The following is a 19566-nucleotide window of genomic DNA, read 5'->3' as shown; positions in this document are numbered from 1 at the left end:
CTCCTAAAATTATCCTATATATTATAGATATTATGATTTTCATTATATATAACAGGATATTATTAATAATTTAATTATGTGATAGTAAACACAATAAAATATGTATTTTCATATAATGGCATAGAATAAGTCTTAAGGAGAATTACATGGAGATTTCATATATAAAAAATAAGATTCAATCTGAGTATTCCTTAAATATAGATAGTATAGAAAAGGTTAAAAATAGTTATAGACTTAAAACGAATGAGGGAGAGTATGGTATTAAAGTAGTTAAGTACCAATTTCCTCATTTTTATTTTATATTTTCAGCTATAAAGCATTTAGAAAAGAGAGGTTTTAATAAAATACCTAAAATTATTAGTACGAAAGATGACTTTGGTTATATAAAACTTGGAAATTGTTATGCATATTTAACAGAATGGATTAACTCTAGAAATTGTAACTATAAAAATTTAGATGATTTAAGATTAGCAGCAAAAAAACTTGGAGAATTGCATAAGTGTAGTGAATGCTTTACTTTAAATGAAAATATGATGCCTAGAATAGGATGGTATTCTTGGATTACTGTGTTTGAAACAAGATGCAATGAAATACTAGATTTCAAAAATAGAATTTATCAAAAAGCTTATAAATCTGAATTCGATAATATATATTTAAATACTATAAATGAAGAGCTGGATAGAGGAAAGAAAGCAATAGATGAGATAAAATCAAATAGATATATAGAGATAATGAATAAAGAGGTGCTAAAAAGAGGCTTTTGCCATCATGATTATGCTAATCATAATATATTGATAGATACTAACGGAGAGTTAAATATAATAGATTTTGATTATTGTATGCTAGACTCACATATACACGATTTAGCATCGCTATTAATTAGAAGTATGAAAGATGGAAATTGGAATAACGATAAAGCCCAATTAATATTAGAGAATTACTCTAAAACGCACTCTTTATACGATGAAGAAATAAGACTTATGAAAGGCTTTATTAGATTCCCTCAAGGTTTTTGGCAAATTGGTCTTCAATATTATTGGGAGCAGCAACCCTGGGGAGAGGAATTTTTAGTTAATAAGATAAACAAATATTTAAGAGATAGAAATGAAAGAGAAAAATTTGTTGATAATTTCTTTAGTTGAGGTGATGAAATGCAAAGTTTAGAACTAAAGTCATATCTAGAAGAAAAAAATATTTATATAGTAAATGACAAAGTAAATCAATCTAAGTATAAAAGTTCTGATGATATATTGAAACAAGTTGAAAATATAATTTGTTTTCATAATAAAATAGGGGAATATAAGGAAAATTTATTACCTAGAATAGGAGCTTCTATTGGAAGAGAGATTGATAATTATACTGCACAGATATTTTTAATTAATAGGTATCTTAAAGAAATAGAAAATAAAGATAGTTTAAATTCAATAGATTTTTATTTAATAAAAAATGGAGAACTCTTGCTAAATAAAGGTAAGAAAGCATTAAATCATTTATACTCTAATAACTATAGAAAATTAATTGAACGAAGTATGAAAAACTATGAAATTTGCTTAAGTAGAGTAGATGAAAGTAATTTAACTATATCAGATGATAATAAAATATTTATAGGAACTATAAAATATTTAACATACAACATTAAAGAACATGATATATATTCATATATAAAGAAAATGAAGAGAAAAGATATAGATATAAGTATAGAAAAAATAATAGATTTTTATGTTAATGAGGAAAATTTAGGAGTTGATAGCAGAGAATATTTAAGGGCACTAAGTTCTTATCCAAATGAGGAACTAAGGGTTTTAGAAAAATATATAATTGGAAAAACAAAGTTGAGTGAAAATGAAGTTTTAGAGAGCTTAAGTAAAGCAAAGAGTATGGATTTTAGGTGTTTAATAATTTAATGGGGGATCTAAGAAATGAATAAATTTAGATATGTAGATAAGGATATATTGTGTCAATATGACTTAAATGAAGAATTTTTAGGAAAACTATCCTTAGAGATAGAAGATATAATACCACTAAGAAAGGTATTTGTTTTACTAACTAATAAAGGGAAGAAGATATTAAAGATCACAGATTCAAGTGAAGACAGAATAAAATTTATAAATGAAGCCCTAAAATATATATCTGAAGAATATAGTGATGTACTTAGTTATTATATAAGTGACAAAGGAGATATAACTTATAAATTTGGTGATAAAACTTATGTATTATTAGATATGATAGAAGGAAGAGAGGCTACATTTACTAATCCAGTAGAAATTGAAATGTGTTCAAAAAGTATAGCAAGTATGCATAAAGCTTCAAAGGGAATATTTAATAAATTAAGTGGAGAAGTTATTAAGGGAAACTTAGGCGAATATTTACCATATCAATTTAGTAAAGCTAAGGAAGATTTGGTGAGTATTAAAGGATATGTTGAAAGATTTAGGCATAAAAGTGAATTTGATAAAATATTTTTAGAGAATGTAGATAGCAATATTAATCAAATACAGAAATCTATGGAGCTTTTAGCTATGTGTGAATATAATTTCATTTTAGAAGATTATAATAAAAGAGTTCTATGCCATAATGACTTAGCGCATCATAACTTTATCGTTGATGGAGATAAGATTAAAATAATAGATTTCGATTATTGTAAAATAGATACTAGATCATTGGATATAGCTAACTATTCTATTAAGGTAATAAAAAATAGTTGCTACGAAATTAATAAGTTTAAATCCATAATAGATTCATATAATTCTATAGAAAAATTAGATAAACAAGAGATAAAATTAATATATGCAATTTTATGTTTTCCAAAAGACTTTGTTACAATATCAAGAGATTATTACTATAAACAAAAGAAATGGGAATATGAAGTATTTATAAATAGGCTAAAGGATAAGATTAGCAATGAAAATTATAGATTAGATTTCATAAATAGTTTTATATTAGAGATGAATGAATATTTTTATTAATAGACTAAAAGGACATCACTTATTATCTTAAGAAGATGTCCTTTTAGTTTTGTTTTATTATTTTAAGATTTAATAACTTTTTCATAAGCTTTTAAGGTAGTTTCAGCAGTTATATTCCAAGAGTAGTTAGAACTCTTAACAAGTCCTTGCTTAATCATTTCTAACCTAAGTGAATCATCTGTCAAAACTTTTTCTATTGCACAAATCAACTCATCTATATTATAGGGATTGATAAGTAAAGCTGAATCACTACAAACTTCTGGGAGAGAAGTTACATTAGAAGCTATCACAGGTGTGCCACAAGCCATGGCTTCTAGTGGAGGCAATCCAAAACCCTCATAAAAGGATGGATATGCCAATAATTCAGATGCATTATAAAAAATAGGCAAACTTTCAAGGGGAATGAAATCAGTAAAAATAATTTCATTTTCTATATCAAGGTCTATAGTTCTTTTTTTGTATATTTCATATGAAATTCCCTTTTTTCCTGTTATAACTAATTTTAAGTTTCTTTTTATGCTTTTAGAAATAAGAGAAAAAGCTTCTATAAGTCCTAATATATTTTTTCTAGGGCTGAATCCACCTACATAAAGAACAAAATCATCCTTTATGCCATATTCCTTTTCGATTATTTTCTTGCATTCATACTTATCTAATGGTCTATATATATCCTCAGCAGCAAGATGTGTAACAAAAATTTTATCTTGTGGAAAATTAAACTCTTTTGATATATCTTGCTTTGAAAATTCAGAAACTGTTAAAATACCATCACAATCATTTATTATTTTAGGTAGTTCGTTATTAAATATATACAGATATCTATCACTAACGGTTTCTGGCATTCTCAATGGGATTATATCATGCAATGTAATAATTTTGTGACAATTTATGTGGGGAGAGAGACCAACACCATTTTGAGGGACATGATAAATATCTATATTCGTATCATTTAAAATATTAGGAATTCTAACTTCATCCCAAAAGTTAGAATTCGAAGTGGCCTTTACTGGTTCAACTTTAAAATTGTCACTTAAATCTAGAGCTGAATGTTCAGGTAGAAAAACTAAGTAGTCATTAATTTTATCAACCTTATTTATACTGTTTATAAGTTGATAAGTATATGTGCCAATTCCAGTCCCTCTATACCATTTTGCAGCCCTGCCATCTATGCCTATCTTCATGATTTAATCCTTTCACATTGTTTTTAATTTATTATATTAAAGATAGGAATAAAATGTTAATAAAAGAATAGATATAGTCATATAAATATAAAGGGGGTGAGCGTTATGATGAGAGAATTTGAAATCGAAAGGCAGTTTGACATTAAAATTGAAGTTATAAAAGCGAATAAAGGAGTTTATTATTTAAAAACTAATAAGGGAGAGAGATGCTTAAAAAAGATAAATTATGGGCCTCAAAAGCTATTATTTGTTTATGGTGCTAAAGAACATTTAATAAATAATGGTTTTAAAGGAGTGGATAAGTATTTTTTAAACATAGATGGGGATCCATACGCCCTAGTTAATGAAGATCTTTATACATTATCAGAATGGATAGATGGTAAAGAGTGTGATTTTCATAACATAGACGAGGTGAAATTAGCATCAAAGACTCTTGCTAGCTTACATGAGGCATCAAAGGGATATGATCCTCCGGAAAATTCTAAGTTAAAGAGTGATTTGGGTAGGTGGACTCACCTTATGAATAAAAGAATAAAATCCTTTGATAAAATGAGAGATATGGTAAGAAAGAAGAATAATAAAAATAATTTTGACTTGCTATATTTAAAATCAATGGAATTCTATAAAGATATAGGTAAAAAGGCTCTAAAAACATTAGAAGAATCAGATTATATTAAGTTATGTGAAATAGCAGAAAGTGAAAAAAGTTTTTGTCACCATGATTTCACATATCACAATATAATTATAGATGAAAATAATAGCTGTAATGTTATTGATTTTGATTACTGTAAAAGAGAAGTAAGAACCTTTGATATATCTAATTTTATGATAAAAGTTCTTAAAAGGGTTGATTGGGATATTAATTTTGCTAAAGCAATAATAGAGTCCTATAATGAAGTTTCACCGCTTTTAGACTGTGAGTATAAAGTACTATATGCATATTTACAGTTCCCACAAAGATATTGGAGACTTGCAAATAGGTATTATTATAATGAAGTAAATTGGGGCCAAAATACTTTTGGAAATAAAATAGAATCTATAATAAGTGAGCAGGAACTTATGCTTAGATTTTTAGAAGAGTTCAAAAAAGAATATAAGTTAGATTAGAAAAAGTGCCGTGAGCACTTTTTTTATGTACAAATAATTAAAATTCGACATAGGATAATATAAAGCAATATACTAAGAGGTAAAAAATGCAGATAGGAGATTTAGTAGTTAGAAAGTCATATGATAAAGATATCACCTTTAAAATAATAGACATCAAAGAAGATGAAAATGGGAGACCAGTTTATGTATTAAAGGGAATTAGTATTAGAATTATAGCAGATTCAAAAAAAGAAGATTTAGAAAAGGTTGATGGGCAATATATTGGAAGCAAAGAAAAAATATTAAATACAAGAGTTGATGAAGCTATAAAAAAAGCGGTATCAATGAGAGGGGATACAGAAGCTATAAGTAAAATGAATAGCCTAACAAGGGGGAGTAAATCCTCTAAAGTGCAACAAAATAAAGAATTGATATTTGGAAGGCCAGGGAAGATATTGCATATAGATGGTGATAGTGAGTATCTAGAAATGTGCCTTAAAGTTTATAAACAGTTGTCTTTAGAGGCGGTAGGTAGATCTATTCCGGAAAGAAAACAGCCTGAAATAATAGTAGATTTAGTTAAAGAAATAAAGCCTGATATAGTTGTTTTAACAGGACATGATAGTGTTTTAAGAAGTACAGATGACTATTTAAATTTAGATAATTATAGAAATTCAAGATACTATATAGATTCAGTTAAAGCTTTAAGGAATTATAATTCAAGTTATGATGAGCTAGTCATCTTTGCAGGAGCTTGTCAAAGTTGTTATGAATGTATGTTAGATGCAGGAGCTAATTTTGCAAGTTCTCCTAATAGAGTATTAATTCATTGCTTGGATCCGGTATTTGTATGTGAAAAAATAGCATACACAAGAATTGATAAAGTTGTATCTATAATAGAGGTTATAGATAATACAATTACAGGGATAAAAGGAGTTGGAGGATTGCAAACTAGGGGGAAGTATAGAGAGGGATACCCAAGATCTCCATATATTTAAAAATATTTTAACTAATTAAAAATCTACTGAAATCTCAGTAGATTTTTAATTTCTGCACTAAAATGTGACTAGTTTCTTAGAAATATATATAAAATGTATAAAAAAATTAAAGATAGGTATAATAGTAAATGTATATTAGAGGGTTAAAAAAGGTAAAAGTTTACATTGACAACTTATATTAAAGGTGATAAAATATAAATTTTATTTGACAAAAATAGGGTTTGGGTGTATAATATAATTAAGAAAGAAGGTGTTTATGATGGAAAAAGTAAAGACTATCGCCGCTATAAAGAGGGATATAGAAGATCATATAGGGGATAAGGTTACTCTAAAAGCAAACGGTGGAAGGAAAAAGATCCTAATAAACAACGGAGTAATAGAAAGTGCTCATCCAAGCATTTTTGTAGTAAGGCTAGAAAATGATATTCAAAGGACAGTAACATACAGCTATTCAGATGTATTAACAAAGACAGTACAATTATATTTTGCTTTATAGAGAATAGAGCTTCGAAAAAACGAGGCTCTATATTTTTTTGTAAAAATATAAAAAAAGAAAGATGGTGGGTTTCCATCTTTCAACTATGGTATAAAAGGGTATTGAGAATTTATGAGAGGTTATATGGTCAATAACCATATTTATAATACGACATATTTTAATATATGTCAACATTTTATTTAAAAAAAAGTAAAAAAAACTTAAATTATAATTATAATTCGACATTTATCAATATAATCAATCCCATAATGTAAATAAGAGTAGTAAAATTGTTGAATTTTGAGTTTTTTATTTTAGAAACATTATATAAAAGTTTGAATAAATATATAGCGTTAGAAATATATTTGATAATAGGTATTGTATGGGAGGGATTATATGTCACAAATAGATGTAATAAAAGAGGTCGTTCATTATGAACAATTACTTAGGGAAAACTTAACAAATCATGTACTAAAAGGAGAATATTTAATAAGAGATTCACAATACCCTGATATGAAACAAGTATTGGGGGTAGATGCAAAAGCTACTATAACAAATAAAGAGACTCTTGGAGACAAGGTTATGGTAGAAGGTCAGTTAAATTATTTAGTATTTTATTTACCAAAGGATGAAGCTATATCAGAATCTCCATCAAATAAAATACACTCAGTTATTTTTACTGATAAATTTGCCAACTATCTTGATCTTAATAATGATGAACATAATATATTATGCGATGTTGAGTGTGAGATAGAACATATTGAAGCTAATTGGATGAATGAGAGAAAAGTGGGACTTGACGGTATAATGACCTTGAGGTGGGAAGTATACAAGGATGGAGAATTTGAATATGTAAAAGATATAGAAGGCAAAGGAGATATACAAACTCAGAAAAAAGAAGAAATGCTTAACGGAGTAAAGGGAGAAAAAGAAGTAGATCTAATGGGTAAATCTATGTTGAAAGTAACAATGGATAAGCCTGAAATAGAAGAAGTATTAAAATGTTCTATGAATCTTCATAAAAAAGAAATAAAGGTTGTAGAAGATAAAGTATATGTTGGATGCTATTGTAGAATTGAGCTTCTATATAAGGGAAAAGAGAATAAAGAACTTGTAACTTTACAGGATGATGTTTATTTATCAAAAGAAGAAGAAATGCCAGGAATATCAGGTGATATGCTTAGTTCATTAAATATGAATATCAAAGATCATCAATATGCTGTTAATTTAGATGACTTAGGGGAAAATAGAGTAGTTGATATAGAGTTCTTGATTAAGGGCAATGTGAAGGTTTATTCAAAGGATAAAATAGAAATGCTGAAGGATGCATATTGTCCAACTATGAATATTGACTTGGAAAAGGATGCAAAAGAGTTTGGAGCAATACATTCGATAACAAATATGGAATCCATGGTTAAAGATAACGTTGAATTAAGCGGTAAAGATGATAGATTAGAACAAATTATAAGTGTAACAGGAACTCCTTTTATAACAGATAAAATGGTTGAAGATAATAAGGTTAAAGTTGAAGGCGTAGTTAAGATATTAGCTATTTATAAGCTTGCAGGAGATGAATTAAATTACGGAATAGCAAATGGAGAAATCTCCTTCATTACAGCAGCTGATATAAAAGATGCTAAAAAGGGAATGAACGCTTTAATTAAGGTAACTTTAGAAAATATAGATGCGAGTATAGAAGGTAATTCAATAGCTGTAAAAGCTAATGTTGGATTAACTATTAAGCTTTGTTATAAAATGAATAAAGAGTGTGTTGTGGGTGTAGTTGAAGGCCCTGCAGAAGCAAAAGATAAAAAGGCTTCAGTAACCATATATGTTGTTGGTGAAGGAGATACTTTATGGAGTTTAGCAAAAAAATATAACACCACTATGGATGAATTAAGTAAATTAAATGAGTTAGATATAAATCAAAACATAAAACAAGGAGATAAGTTAATAATACCAGGAAGAGCTATATTTTAATATTTAAACCTAGATGAGGATGGAAATCTTTTAGATTTTCATCCTCATTTTTAGTTATATCTAAAAATGGCCTCTTAATTACTTTTAATGAATAAGATTATGTTAGTGTGGATAAAATAAAGATGCATGATAAGAGGTGAGTTTATGTCGGAAAAAATTAAGGGAGATTTAATAATAATTGGAGGGGCGGAAGACAAAGAGGGAGATAAAGAAATATTAAAAAAAGTTTGCAGCTCAATAAATAAAGAAAAAGATGTTATTTTAATAGCCACAATAGCAACAGAATACCCTAATGAAGCTTTAGATAAATACACTAAGGTTTTTAATGGACTAGGAGTTATAAATATAAAAGGATTAAATATAAAAGAAAGGTCAGATTCCTTAAATAAAGAAAACATTAAGATCATAGAGCAAGCGTCACTTATATTTTTTACAGGAGGAGATCAATTAAGGATAACAAGCTTAGTAGGAGGAACTCCTATTTATGATGCTTTAAAGGAAGCAAGTGAAAGAGGCTGTATAATAGTTGGTACATCTGCAGGTGCATCTGTTATGAGTGATACTATGATTGTTAAAGGAGATGATGAAGAGTCTCCTAGAAAATGTACTTTAAAAATGGCACCGGGATTAGGTTTTGTTAAAGGTATAATGATAGACCAACATTTTGCTCAAAGAGGAAGAATTGGTAGATTATTAACAGGAATAGCTCAAAATCCTGAGGTTTTAGGAATTGGTATAGACGAAGACACGGCAATAGTTGTGAAAGATACTGGAGAAACTCAAGTTATTGGAACTGGAGCTGTATATTTTTTAGATGCTAGAAATATAACTCGTAGCAATGTATCAGAGCAATATTCAGATGAAGTATTAAGTATGTTTAACGTTAGTTTACATGTATTAAAGGAAGGAGACAAATTTAATCTCCTAACTAAGTTACCTTTTGAGGAGGAAAATTGTAAAAATGAAAATAATAGAGACTAAAGTCTTTAAAGGAAAAAATATTTATTCTCATAAAAAATGTATAAGGATAGATGTTGATTTAGAGGGATATAGCGAAACTCCAAGTAAGGATATAGAAGACTTTAATGAAAATTTAATTAATATGATTCCTGAATTAAATACTCATAGATGTGGTATTGATGAAGAAAGAGGTTTTGTAAAAAGACTAAGAGAGGGAACGTATTTAGCTCATATATGCGAGCATATAATAATAGCTATACAAAATAAATTAGGAATAAATATACACTATGGGAAATCTAGAGAAATAAAAAATGATCATTATTATCTAGTCTATCAATATATATATGAAAATGTTGCTTTAGAAACAGCTAAGCTTTCAATAGATATAATAAATGCTTTAATAAAAAAAATACCAATAAATTATGATGAAAGAATAGAGTTTTTAAAAAGTATTTTAAAAGATGAGATTATGGGACCTAGTACAAGGTCTATATGTGACTATGCTTGTAGAGTTGGATTACCAATTACTAAACTTGGAACTGGAGATTTTTATCAAATAGGATATGGTAAGCAAGGTAGAATAATTGAAGCATCAATTGGGTCAAATACAAGGTGTGTATCAGTAGATATATCTTGTGATAAGATGCTAACTAAGGAATTATTAAGAATACAAAATATTCCTGTTGCAAGAGGTGCAAAAGTTAATAATATAATAAGCTTATTAAAAGAAGCAGAGAATATGGGATATCCAGTTGTTTTAAAACCTCAATATGGAAATAAGGGAAATGGAGTAATATTAAATATTAAGAATGAAAAGGAGCTATTAGTAGCTTATAAATCATTGCAAGAAAAGTTTAAAGATCTAATTATAGAAAAACATCATAAGGGAAATGATTTTAGAGTTTGTGTAATAAATTATAAAGTTGTAGCAGTATCATTAAGAGTTCCGCCCTGTGTAGAAGGTGATGGAAAAGATACAATATTAGATTTAATAAATAAATTAAATGATAATCCTGATAGAGGAGAAGATCATGAAAAGCCCTTAACTAAGGTTAAAATTGACGATGAGGTTATTAAGTGTATAAATGAGCAAGGAAAAGAATTGAATCATATATTAAGGGTTAAAGAGAAAATATATTTAAGAAAAAATGCTAACCTATCTACAGGTGGAGAAGCTATAGATTGTACCGATGTAATATGCGATGAAAATATTAATTTGTGTATAAGAGCAGCTAAGGCATTAAATCTTGATATTTGTGGTATAGATATATGTGCTGAGGACATATCTAAACCTATTTTTAATAATGGTATAATAATGGAAGTTAATGCAGCTCCTGGATTAAGAATGCATCTTAATCCAAGTAAAGGTAAGGCAAGGAATGTAGGAAAAGAAATAGTAAATATGCTGTATGATGGTAAGCCTTTCAATATTCCAGTTATATCTGTAACAGGTACAAATGGAAAAACAACAACTACAAGAGTTATAAGTCATACTTTATCTAAGATGGGATACAGTATAGGAATGACAAGTACTGAGGGTATTTATATAAATAATGAATGCATTGATTGCGGAGATGATACTGGGTTTGAAAGTGCAAAATCAGTACTATTAAATCCTGATGTAGATATTGCTGTTTTAGAGACAGCAAGAGGTGGAATGATAAGAAAAGGGCTAGCTTATGATTTAGCTGATGTAGCAGTAATTACAAATATAAGAGATGACCATTTGGGAATTGATGGAGTAGATAGCATGGAGAAACTCTGCTATGTAAAATCTTTAGTTGGAGAAGCAGTTAAAGAATGTGGCTATGTTGTATTGAATGCAGATGATTATTGGAGTAAATCCATTTTAAATAGAATAAAAGCTAATATAATATTTTTTAGTAAGGACTGTAATAATCCTTTATTAAAACAAAATAAGATAAGTAGTATATCTGTATATTTAGAAAACAAAGATATAGTTGTTGTTAATGAAGGTAAAAAACATATAATATGTAGAGTGGATGAGGTTCCAATAACCTTAGATGGAAAATTAGAGTTCAATATTGAAAACATATTAGCTGTTTGTGGAGCTTTGGTTGGTATGAAAGTAGACTATTGTATGATAAAGAATGGTATTACAAGCTACTTACTAAACTCTGATAAAAACTTAGGGAGATTTAATTGTTATGATGTAAATGGAATTAACGTAATTTTAGATTATGGACATAATTTAGATGGATATAATGCAGTTCTTTCAGCTGTAAGAGATATGAATAGAGGGGCTATATATGGAGTTGTTGGAATACCTGGTGATAGAAGTAACGATATGGCTTTAGATATAGGTAAGATATCATGTGAATATTTAGATTATATAATTGTTAAAGAAGATAAAAATTTAAGAGGTAGAAAAAAGGGAGAAATAGCGGAAATAATAGTTAATGGAATATTAAGTAAAAATAGCAAAAGGAAATACGAAGTTGTATTAAAAGAAGAAGAGGCCTTAGTTAAAGCTCTTAATATAGCAAAAAAAGGAGATACTGTTGTAGTGTTCTTTGAGGATATTGAACCTCTTGTTAGTATTATAAAAGAATTTTCAGATTATAAAGATGAAAAAATTAATCTAAGTTTTGGTTATACCAATTAGTTGATTAATTATTCCTAGTTTACTATATTATTAAAAAAATATATAATTAAAATAAACTTCAGAGTTAAACCCTGAAGTTTATTTTGAAATATTTATATTATAGTTGAAAGGAAACGAAAGTATGAGAATTAAAGCTTATGCTAAGGTGAATATATCTTTAGATATAATAGGAAAAAGAGAAGATGGATATCATTTATTAGAGATGATTATGCAATCTATAGACTTATATGATGAAATTAGCATAGAAGAACAAAAAGAAGGAATTAATATAAAATGTAATAGGCCTTATGTACCAACAGATGAAAGGAATTTGGCTTATAAAGCGGCTAAGTTGTTTAAAGAAACATATAATATAGATAGTGGAGTAAATATATACATAAAGAAAAATATACCTGTTTGTGCTGGATTAGCAGGAGGAAGTACGGACGGTGCAGCAGTTTTGAAAATAATGAACAATTTATTTAATATTAATGCATCTGATGAAGAGCTAATGGAATTAGGGTTAAAACTTGGGGCAGATGTTCCTTATTGTATAAAAGGTGGGACTGCTTTATGTGAGGGGATAGGAGAAAAGGTAACTGAACTTACAAGATTTAAAGATAAGATTGTAGTATTAGTAAAACCACCATTTGGAGTTTCAACTAAGAGTGTATATCAAGAATTTAATTTAGATAGAGCCAAAAATCATCCTAATACACAAGTTTTAATTGAGGCTATAAAAAATGATGATTTAAAAACAGTATGTAATAATATGAGAAACTTATTAGAGAACGTAACTTTAAGAAAGCATAAAGTTTTAATAAATATAAAAGAGGAAATGAGATATTTTGGAGCAGTAGGAACTATGATGAGTGGTAGTGGGCCTACAGTTTTTGCCTTTTTTGATGATATGCTTAAGGCTCAAAAATGCTTTGAGAAGATGAAAGAAAAATATAATGATGTATTTATTACAAGAACAATTTAATTTATAAGTATAGACCTCCTAAAAAATGGTAATAATTTAGCTATGAGGAGGTTTTGCAATATGAAGAAGATTATAGTGGTGATTAGTTTAATGTTTTTTATGTTTGGTATCTCAGGTTGTTCAAGTTCTGTTATTGGACAAGGCTTAGAAGAAGATAGGGAATTAGTTTATGAGGATATAGTTAATGAAATAATAAGATTTCATGTAATAGCTAATAGTGATAGTGAAGAAGATCAAAATTTAAAGTTAAAAGTTAGAGATAAGGTTATAGAATATGTTTCAGGAAATTTAAAAAATTGTAAAGATTTAAGTGAGGCAAGAAAGTTTATTATAGATAATAAAGATAATATAGAATATATAGCTAGAAGTGTAGTGAACGAGAATGGATATTCTTATGAGGTAACGAGTATGCTTTCGAGAGAAAGTTTTCCAGATAAAGCTTACGGAGATTTAATTTTTCCACAAGGTGAATATGAAGCTTATAGAATTCTTATTGGTGAATCTAAAGGACAAAATTGGTGGTGTGTAATGTTTCCTCCTCTATGTTTTGTTGATGGAACTAAGGATGCTGTTGACTCTAAAAATATTGAGGAAATGTTAATTAATGAAAAAAAATACGGCAATAAAAAAAGTAAAAATAAAGATAATAATATAAAATTTAAATCTAAAATCTTTGAGTTTTTATCTAAAAATAATGAAGCAGAGGATAAATAAACTTTAAAAGTTAAAATATAAATGTTGATAAATTTTAGTAATAAATTTAAACTATATGATAGATATAAATGTCAAGTTTAGGGGGAAATTAAATGACGAGAGCATTAGCTATGATATCTGGTGGACTAGATAGTATTTTAGCAGCAAAATTAATAAAGGATCAGGGGATAGATGTTATAGGTATTTGCTTTAAATCTTATTTCTTTAGTGAAGAAAGTGCAAAGAAAATGACTAAACAAATAAATATACCACTAGAAGTAATTGATTTTTCTAATGAACACATGAGTATGGTTAAAAAACCAAAACATGGCTTTGGTAAGAATATGAATCCTTGTATAGATTGCCATGCGATGATGATGAATTATTCAGGATATATGTTAAAAAAGTTTAATGCTGATTTTATAATTACTGGAGAAGTGTTAAATCAGAGACCTATGTCTCAAAATAGACAAGCATTAAATATAGTTAAAAAAGAATCAGGCTTTAGTGATAAAATATTAAGACCATTATGTGCTAAAAATTTAGAACCTACTGAAATGGAGTTAAATGGACTTGTAGATAGAGAGAAACTTTTAGATATATCAGGAAGATCCAGGAAAATTCAAATTGAGCTAGCAGATAAATGGGGAATAAAGGAGTACCCATCTCCAGCAGGTGGATGTAAGCTAACAGAACCTAATTATGCTGTAAGACTTAAAGATCTACTGTTTAGAAATGAAAATATTACTGAGAATGAAATATCATTATTAAGATATGGTAGACATTTTAGAATTGATGAAAATACAAAGATAATATCAGCAAGAACAGCTGAGGAAGCAAAAGAAATAAAGAAATATTTAGATAAAAATTATACGAGGTTCTTAGTTTCAAATTTCTCAGGATCTTTAGTTGTACTTATTGGGGATGAAACAGAAGAAAATATAGAATTGGGTGCTAGGATAGCAGCTAGATATAGTAAGGGAAAAGATGAAAAAGAAATAGAAGTTAAACATGGAAGCTTTGGAAGTAGATTTACTAAATCCAGAATAGTAAATTCTATAGAGGAAAAAGAACTTTTAAAATATTTAATTTCTGTAAAATAAACGGAGGTAGTAAATGAATAAGAATGCGGTTATATCATTAAAGAGTTTTAATGAATTAGATACAGAAGACGTAATAGAAGTTGTAACACCTGGAGAGTTCTTTGTTACTGAAGATGGATTTAAAGCAGTATATGAGGAAACAGAGATATCAGGTATGGATGGGACGACAACTATTTTAACAATGTTAGATGATGCATTAATTCTTGAGAGAGAGGGAAGTACTAGTGCAAAAATGGACTTTAAAAAGGGTGAAACATCAATATCCCTATATAATACCCCTTATGGAGTTTTAGATTTACAGATACATACTGAGGATTTAGATATTGCTATTGACAAGAATGGTGGAAATATAGTAGCTAAATATTCTCTTGAACTTGCAGGTCAACCTCCTATAACGACTAAATTAGCTGTAAATATAAAAGCTAATTAATAATTAAAAATCTTAGTGATAAAGCAAATAAAGATAAAGCTTTATTACTAAGGTTTTTATTTTATAATAAAGTGTTCTTATTGAATAAATGCTATGAAATAGGGTAATAATATAAAAAATAAGAGGTGATATTGTGAATTGTGCAAATAATTTAGACAAAGCGAGTATAGTTATAAATGTTTTATGTGCACACTTAGGAATTGACGCAACAGAAATGAGTAAAATATTAAAAAAGAAAGAAAATAAATATTTATTTCTTTTGTTATTAAAGAATTATAAATGCCTTGATAAAGAGAAAGTAAAGCAAATGTTAGAAATAATTAGTGATAAGAGTATTAATTATAATATTAATAAAGCTCAAGAAAAGTTATTGGTTAATAAAGAGTTTAGAGAAATGTATTTTAAAATAGAAGAGGGTTTAAATAAAATAATATAAAATAAATAACAAAAAAACACTAGATTTTATTGTTTATTTGTGATATTATACTACTTATTGAATTTAGGCATTATAAACCCATCATAAATAGTGAGGTAATTATGATTATATCAAACAGGGGATTTAGTGTCAAGAAAATAAATTAAAAATTTTATTTTTTTGGAGGAATAGTATGAAAACTAAATATGTATTTGTAACAGGAGGAGTAGTATCTTCTTTAGGAAAGGGCATAACTGCAGCATCATTAGGTAGATTATTAAAGAATAGAGGACTAAAGGTTTCTATACAAAAATTTGATCCGTATTTAAATGTTGATCCAGGTACAATGAGTCCATATCAACACGGTGAAGTATTTGTAACAGACGATGGTGCTGAAACAGATTTAGACTTAGGACATTATGAAAGATTCATAGATGAAAATTTAAGCCAAAGCAATAATGTTACAACTGGTAGAATATATTGGTCTGTAATATCTAAGGAAAGAAGAGGAGAATATCTTGGTGGAACTGTTCAAGTTATACCGCATATTACAAATGCTATAAAAGAAAGGGTTTATAGAGTATCTAAAGAAAAAGATGTAGATGTAGTAATTACAGAAATAGGGGGAACAGTTGGAGATATTGAGTCCCAGCCATTTCTTGAAGCTATAAGACAAATTAAATATGAAGTTGGAAGAGAAAATGTATGCTTTATACATGTTACTTTAGTTCCATACTTAGGGAAAGCGGGAGAGTTAAAAACTAAGCCAACTCAACATTCGGTTAAAGAATTAAGGAGTATAGGAATACAACCAGACATAATTGTTTGTAGATCACAAAAGGAGTTATCTGAAGATATAAAATCCAAGATAGGATTATTCTGTAACCTAGAAGCTAGATGTGTTATACAAAATTTAGATGCGGAACATTTATATGAAGTTCCACTTATGTTACATAAAGAAGGATTAGATAGATTAGTTTGCGAAAAACTTGAACTAGGATGTAGAGATATAGATAATTCTGAATGGATTGATATGGTTCAAAAAGTAAAGAACTTAAAAGAACATGTTAAGATAGCTTTAGTTGGTAAATACGTAGAGTTACATGATGCATATATATCAATTGTTGAAGCTTTAAATCATGGTGGTTTAGCTAACAATTGTAATGTAGAAATTAAGTGGATTAATGCAGAGGATGTTAATAGAAATAATAGTAATGAAGCCTTAGGAGATTGTGATGGAATTTTAGTTCCTGGAGGCTTTGGAGATAGAGGAATTGAAGGTAAAATAGAGGCCATAAGGTTTGCAAGAGAAAATAAAAAGCCTTTCCTTGGAATATGCTTAGGAATGCAATGTTCAGTAATTGAATTTGCTAGAAATGTATTAGGATATGAAGGGGCAAATAGTGCAGAGATTGATTGTGAAACTAAATATCCAGTAATAGATATAATGCCTGATCAAAAAGATGTAGAAGATTTAGGTGGAACAATGAGATTGGGATTATATCCATGTAAATTAGATGAGAATAGTACAGCTTATAATGTTTATAATGATAAATTAATTTATGAAAGACATAGACATAGATATGAATTTAATAATGAATATAGAAAAGTAATAAAAGAAGCTGGTATGGATATTACAGGAACTAGCCCAGATGGAAGGTTAGTTGAAATTGTTGAAATTAAAGATCATCCATGGTATGTATCTGTTCAATTTCATCCTGAGCTGAAGTCAAGACCTAATAGACCACATCCATTATTTATTGGATTAATAAAGGCTTCATTAATGAAATATAATTAAAAAATGTTGAAAATACTGAGAGGTTATAGAACTCTCAGTATTTTTTATTTAAATAATAGATAGACATATATAATATAAATTTAGTAAAATGATTTGTATAAAAGAATGGTAAAGAGGAATAAGAATTTATGAAAATAAAGAGTATAACTTTAAAATTGTGTTTGCTTTTAATTCTATTCATAATAACTATTTCAGTAGTAATAGGAGTTTGGGCAATAAAGGATACTAATAAAATAGTTCAAATAGAAATTGGAAAAATGAATAATGAAATTCTACAAGAAATATCAGATAATATCTCAATACTCTTATCTAATATTGAAGAGATAGGCAATAATATTGTTGAAGATAATAAATTAATTAGTGTATTATCAATTCCTAAGGAAGAAGTAATGAAGAGAGATGAGGATTTTATAAATGCTGATAAGTATGTAGAGGGACTACTTAATGAACAGGTATGGAAATATGGTAAGTATAACATGAAGCCTGAACTATATGTAATTTCTGAAAACGATTTGAATTTTAGTACTTATGCTAAAAATAAATATAACATAAACTCTATAAAAGATGAAATTTGGTATAATGAAATAGTAGAAGCTGATGGGAATACTGTACTTATTAGCACTTTTGAAGATGAAGAGGGTATAGGCCCATACAAATGTATATTTAGAATGGGTAGATTAATAAAGGACTTAATTACAGATGAAACATTAGGCGTTTTAATAATGGATGTAAGTGAAAAAATGTTATATGATAGATATAATAAAATAATAAAAGATGGTAGAAATATATATATAATAGATTTAAAAGGCGATATAATATCAAGTAGAGACAAAAGATTAATAGGTAATAATTATTATAAAGAATTAGATTATGGACAGCATTTAAAAACTGAGGAATGGTACTCTATATTTGAAAGAGACGGTATAAAGTATATGAAAATGGTGTCAACTCTAGATAGGTATGGATGGTCAATAGTAGAAGAAATTCCATTACATATAGTTAGGCAACCTATAAAGCAAATAACACAAAAGTTTTCATTAACTCTAATTTTAGTAATAATTATATCATTTATAGTTATATATAAAATTTCCGTGTGGGTTACTAAGCCAGTTATAAATATAAAAAATACCATGGGAAAGGTTATGAATGGAGACTTAAAAGCTAAGGTTGAAGTTGATAGAGATGATGAAATAGGTAAATTAGAAGAATCTTTTAACGATATGGTTAAGTGGTTAGATGATTCAATAGAAGAAATAAAGGAAAAAGAGAAGCAAAAACGTATTGCAGAATTAAGCTTTTTACAAGCTCAAATTAATCCTCATTTTTTATATAATACATTAAGTGGTGTTAGATTTTTGGTTTCTATGAATAAAAATGAAGAGGCAGAGGAAATGCTATATAAATTTTCCAAGCTTCTAAGAAATATACTGCCGAGGGCTAGTGAGTTAATTTCTTTAGAGGATGAAATAGAAATAATTAAGACATATGTAGAACTCCAAAAAATAAGATATCCTAATGGATTTACAGTTGATATTGATATAGATAATAAAATAAAAAGTGTGATGGTTCCAGCATTAATATTACAACCAGTTGTAGAAAATGCTATATTTTATAGTATGGAAAGTGAAAATAATAGAGGGATAATAAAAATAAAAGGATATATAGAAGATAAATTTATAAAATTAGAAATAATTGATAATGGCAAGGGTATGAGCAGTAGTCAAATAAATAATTTATTTAACAATAAAGAGTCTATAAATAGAGTTGGATTAATTAACGTACATGAAAGAATACAACTAAATTACGGAAAAGAATATGGAATAGAAGTTATAAGTAAAGAAGGAAATGGAACAAAGGTTATATTTAAATTACCTAAATAAGGAGGATTTAT

Annotated in this window: 17 protein-coding genes; 16 read left to right on the top strand and 1 reads right to left on the bottom strand. The window is 27.8% G+C overall.

Annotation, left to right across the window (positions count from 1 at the left end; all coding sequences use genetic code 11):
• Positions 1-146 precede the first annotated feature (146 nt).
• From ACZJV1_RS16960 to ACZJV1_RS16950, 3 genes are read left to right on the top strand one after another with little or no spacing between them, the layout of a single operon-like run.
• Positions 147-1142 (top strand): CotS family spore coat protein, encoded by a 996-nt coding sequence (locus tag ACZJV1_RS16960; protein ID WP_460289392.1) that lies wholly within the window; start codon positions 147-149, stop codon positions 1140-1142.
• 9 nt (positions 1143-1151) lie between these two features.
• Positions 1152-1904, top strand: coding sequence for a hypothetical protein (locus ACZJV1_RS16955; protein ID WP_460289391.1), 753 nt, complete (start codon positions 1152-1154; stop codon positions 1902-1904).
• A gap of 15 nt (positions 1905-1919) precedes the next feature.
• Positions 1920-2966, top strand: a complete 1047-nt coding sequence (locus ACZJV1_RS16950) for a CotS family spore coat protein (protein ID WP_460289390.1) — start codon at positions 1920-1922, stop codon at positions 2964-2966.
• Between the two features lie 62 nt (positions 2967-3028).
• On the opposite strand, the gene ACZJV1_RS16945 is transcribed toward ACZJV1_RS16950, so the two are convergent.
• A complete protein-coding gene (locus ACZJV1_RS16945; protein WP_463650868.1) occupies positions 3029-4147 on the bottom strand; it encodes a glycosyltransferase family 4 protein in 1119 nt (372 codons plus the stop codon).
• A gap of 105 nt (positions 4148-4252) precedes the next feature.
• Between ACZJV1_RS16945 and ACZJV1_RS16940 the strand changes: the two genes are divergently transcribed.
• The 13 genes from ACZJV1_RS16940 to ACZJV1_RS16880 all read left to right on the top strand — a co-directional run bounded on the left by ACZJV1_RS16940 (position 4253) and on the right by ACZJV1_RS16880 (position 19555).
• Positions 4253-5254 (top strand): CotS family spore coat protein, encoded by a 1002-nt coding sequence (locus ACZJV1_RS16940; protein ID WP_463650867.1) that lies wholly within the window; start codon positions 4253-4255, stop codon positions 5252-5254.
• 86 nt (positions 5255-5340) lie between these two features.
• The gene (gene yabG, locus ACZJV1_RS16935; RefSeq protein WP_411169024.1) at positions 5341-6231 is read left to right on the top strand and encodes a sporulation peptidase YabG; all 891 of its coding nucleotides are present in this window, start codon (positions 5341-5343) and stop codon (positions 6229-6231) included.
• A gap of 259 nt (positions 6232-6490) precedes the next feature.
• A complete protein-coding gene (locus ACZJV1_RS16930) occupies positions 6491-6727 on the top strand; it encodes a Veg family protein (RefSeq protein ID WP_322413704.1) in 237 nt (78 codons plus the stop codon).
• Between the two features lie 375 nt (positions 6728-7102).
• Positions 7103-8686, top strand: a complete 1584-nt coding sequence (locus tag ACZJV1_RS16925; protein ID WP_463650866.1) for a DUF3794 and LysM peptidoglycan-binding domain-containing protein — start codon at positions 7103-7105, stop codon at positions 8684-8686.
• Between the two features lie 144 nt (positions 8687-8830).
• Complete coding sequence (locus tag ACZJV1_RS16920) at positions 8831-9667, top strand: cyanophycinase (RefSeq protein WP_463650865.1); 837 nt, start codon at positions 8831-8833, stop codon at positions 9665-9667.
• Positions 9648-12272 (top strand): cyanophycin synthetase, encoded by a 2625-nt coding sequence (cphA, locus tag ACZJV1_RS16915; protein WP_463650864.1) that lies wholly within the window; start codon positions 9648-9650, stop codon positions 12270-12272. Before ACZJV1_RS16920 ends, cphA begins: the two co-directional genes overlap by 20 nt.
• Before the next feature lie 121 nt (positions 12273-12393).
• Positions 12394-13236, top strand: a complete 843-nt coding sequence (gene ispE, locus ACZJV1_RS16910) for a 4-(cytidine 5'-diphospho)-2-C-methyl-D-erythritol kinase (RefSeq protein WP_460289384.1) — start codon at positions 12394-12396, stop codon at positions 13234-13236.
• A gap of 60 nt (positions 13237-13296) precedes the next feature.
• Complete coding sequence (spoIIR, locus tag ACZJV1_RS16905) at positions 13297-13950, top strand: stage II sporulation protein R (RefSeq protein ID WP_463650863.1); 654 nt, start codon at positions 13297-13299, stop codon at positions 13948-13950.
• Between the two features lie 92 nt (positions 13951-14042).
• Positions 14043-15032, top strand: coding sequence for a tRNA 4-thiouridine(8) synthase ThiI (locus tag ACZJV1_RS16900; protein WP_463650862.1), 990 nt, complete (start codon positions 14043-14045; stop codon positions 15030-15032).
• 13 nt (positions 15033-15045) lie between these two features.
• The gene (locus tag ACZJV1_RS16895) at positions 15046-15462 is read left to right on the top strand and encodes a YwiB family protein (RefSeq protein ID WP_460289380.1); all 417 of its coding nucleotides are present in this window, start codon (positions 15046-15048) and stop codon (positions 15460-15462) included.
• A gap of 133 nt (positions 15463-15595) precedes the next feature.
• Complete coding sequence (locus ACZJV1_RS16890; RefSeq protein WP_463650861.1) at positions 15596-15898, top strand: hypothetical protein; 303 nt, start codon at positions 15596-15598, stop codon at positions 15896-15898.
• 172 nt (positions 15899-16070) lie between these two features.
• Entirely contained in the window at positions 16071-17675 is a 1605-nt protein-coding gene (locus ACZJV1_RS16885; RefSeq protein ID WP_460289378.1) for a CTP synthase, read from the top strand.
• 128 nt (positions 17676-17803) lie between these two features.
• Entirely contained in the window at positions 17804-19555 is a 1752-nt protein-coding gene (locus ACZJV1_RS16880) for a sensor histidine kinase (RefSeq protein WP_460289377.1), read from the top strand.
• Positions 19556-19566: the final 11 nt, after the last annotated feature.

The sequence above is a fragment of the Clostridium sp. LS3 genome (assembly GCF_055330225.1).
This window is presented reverse-complemented; position numbering and strand designations above follow the sequence as displayed.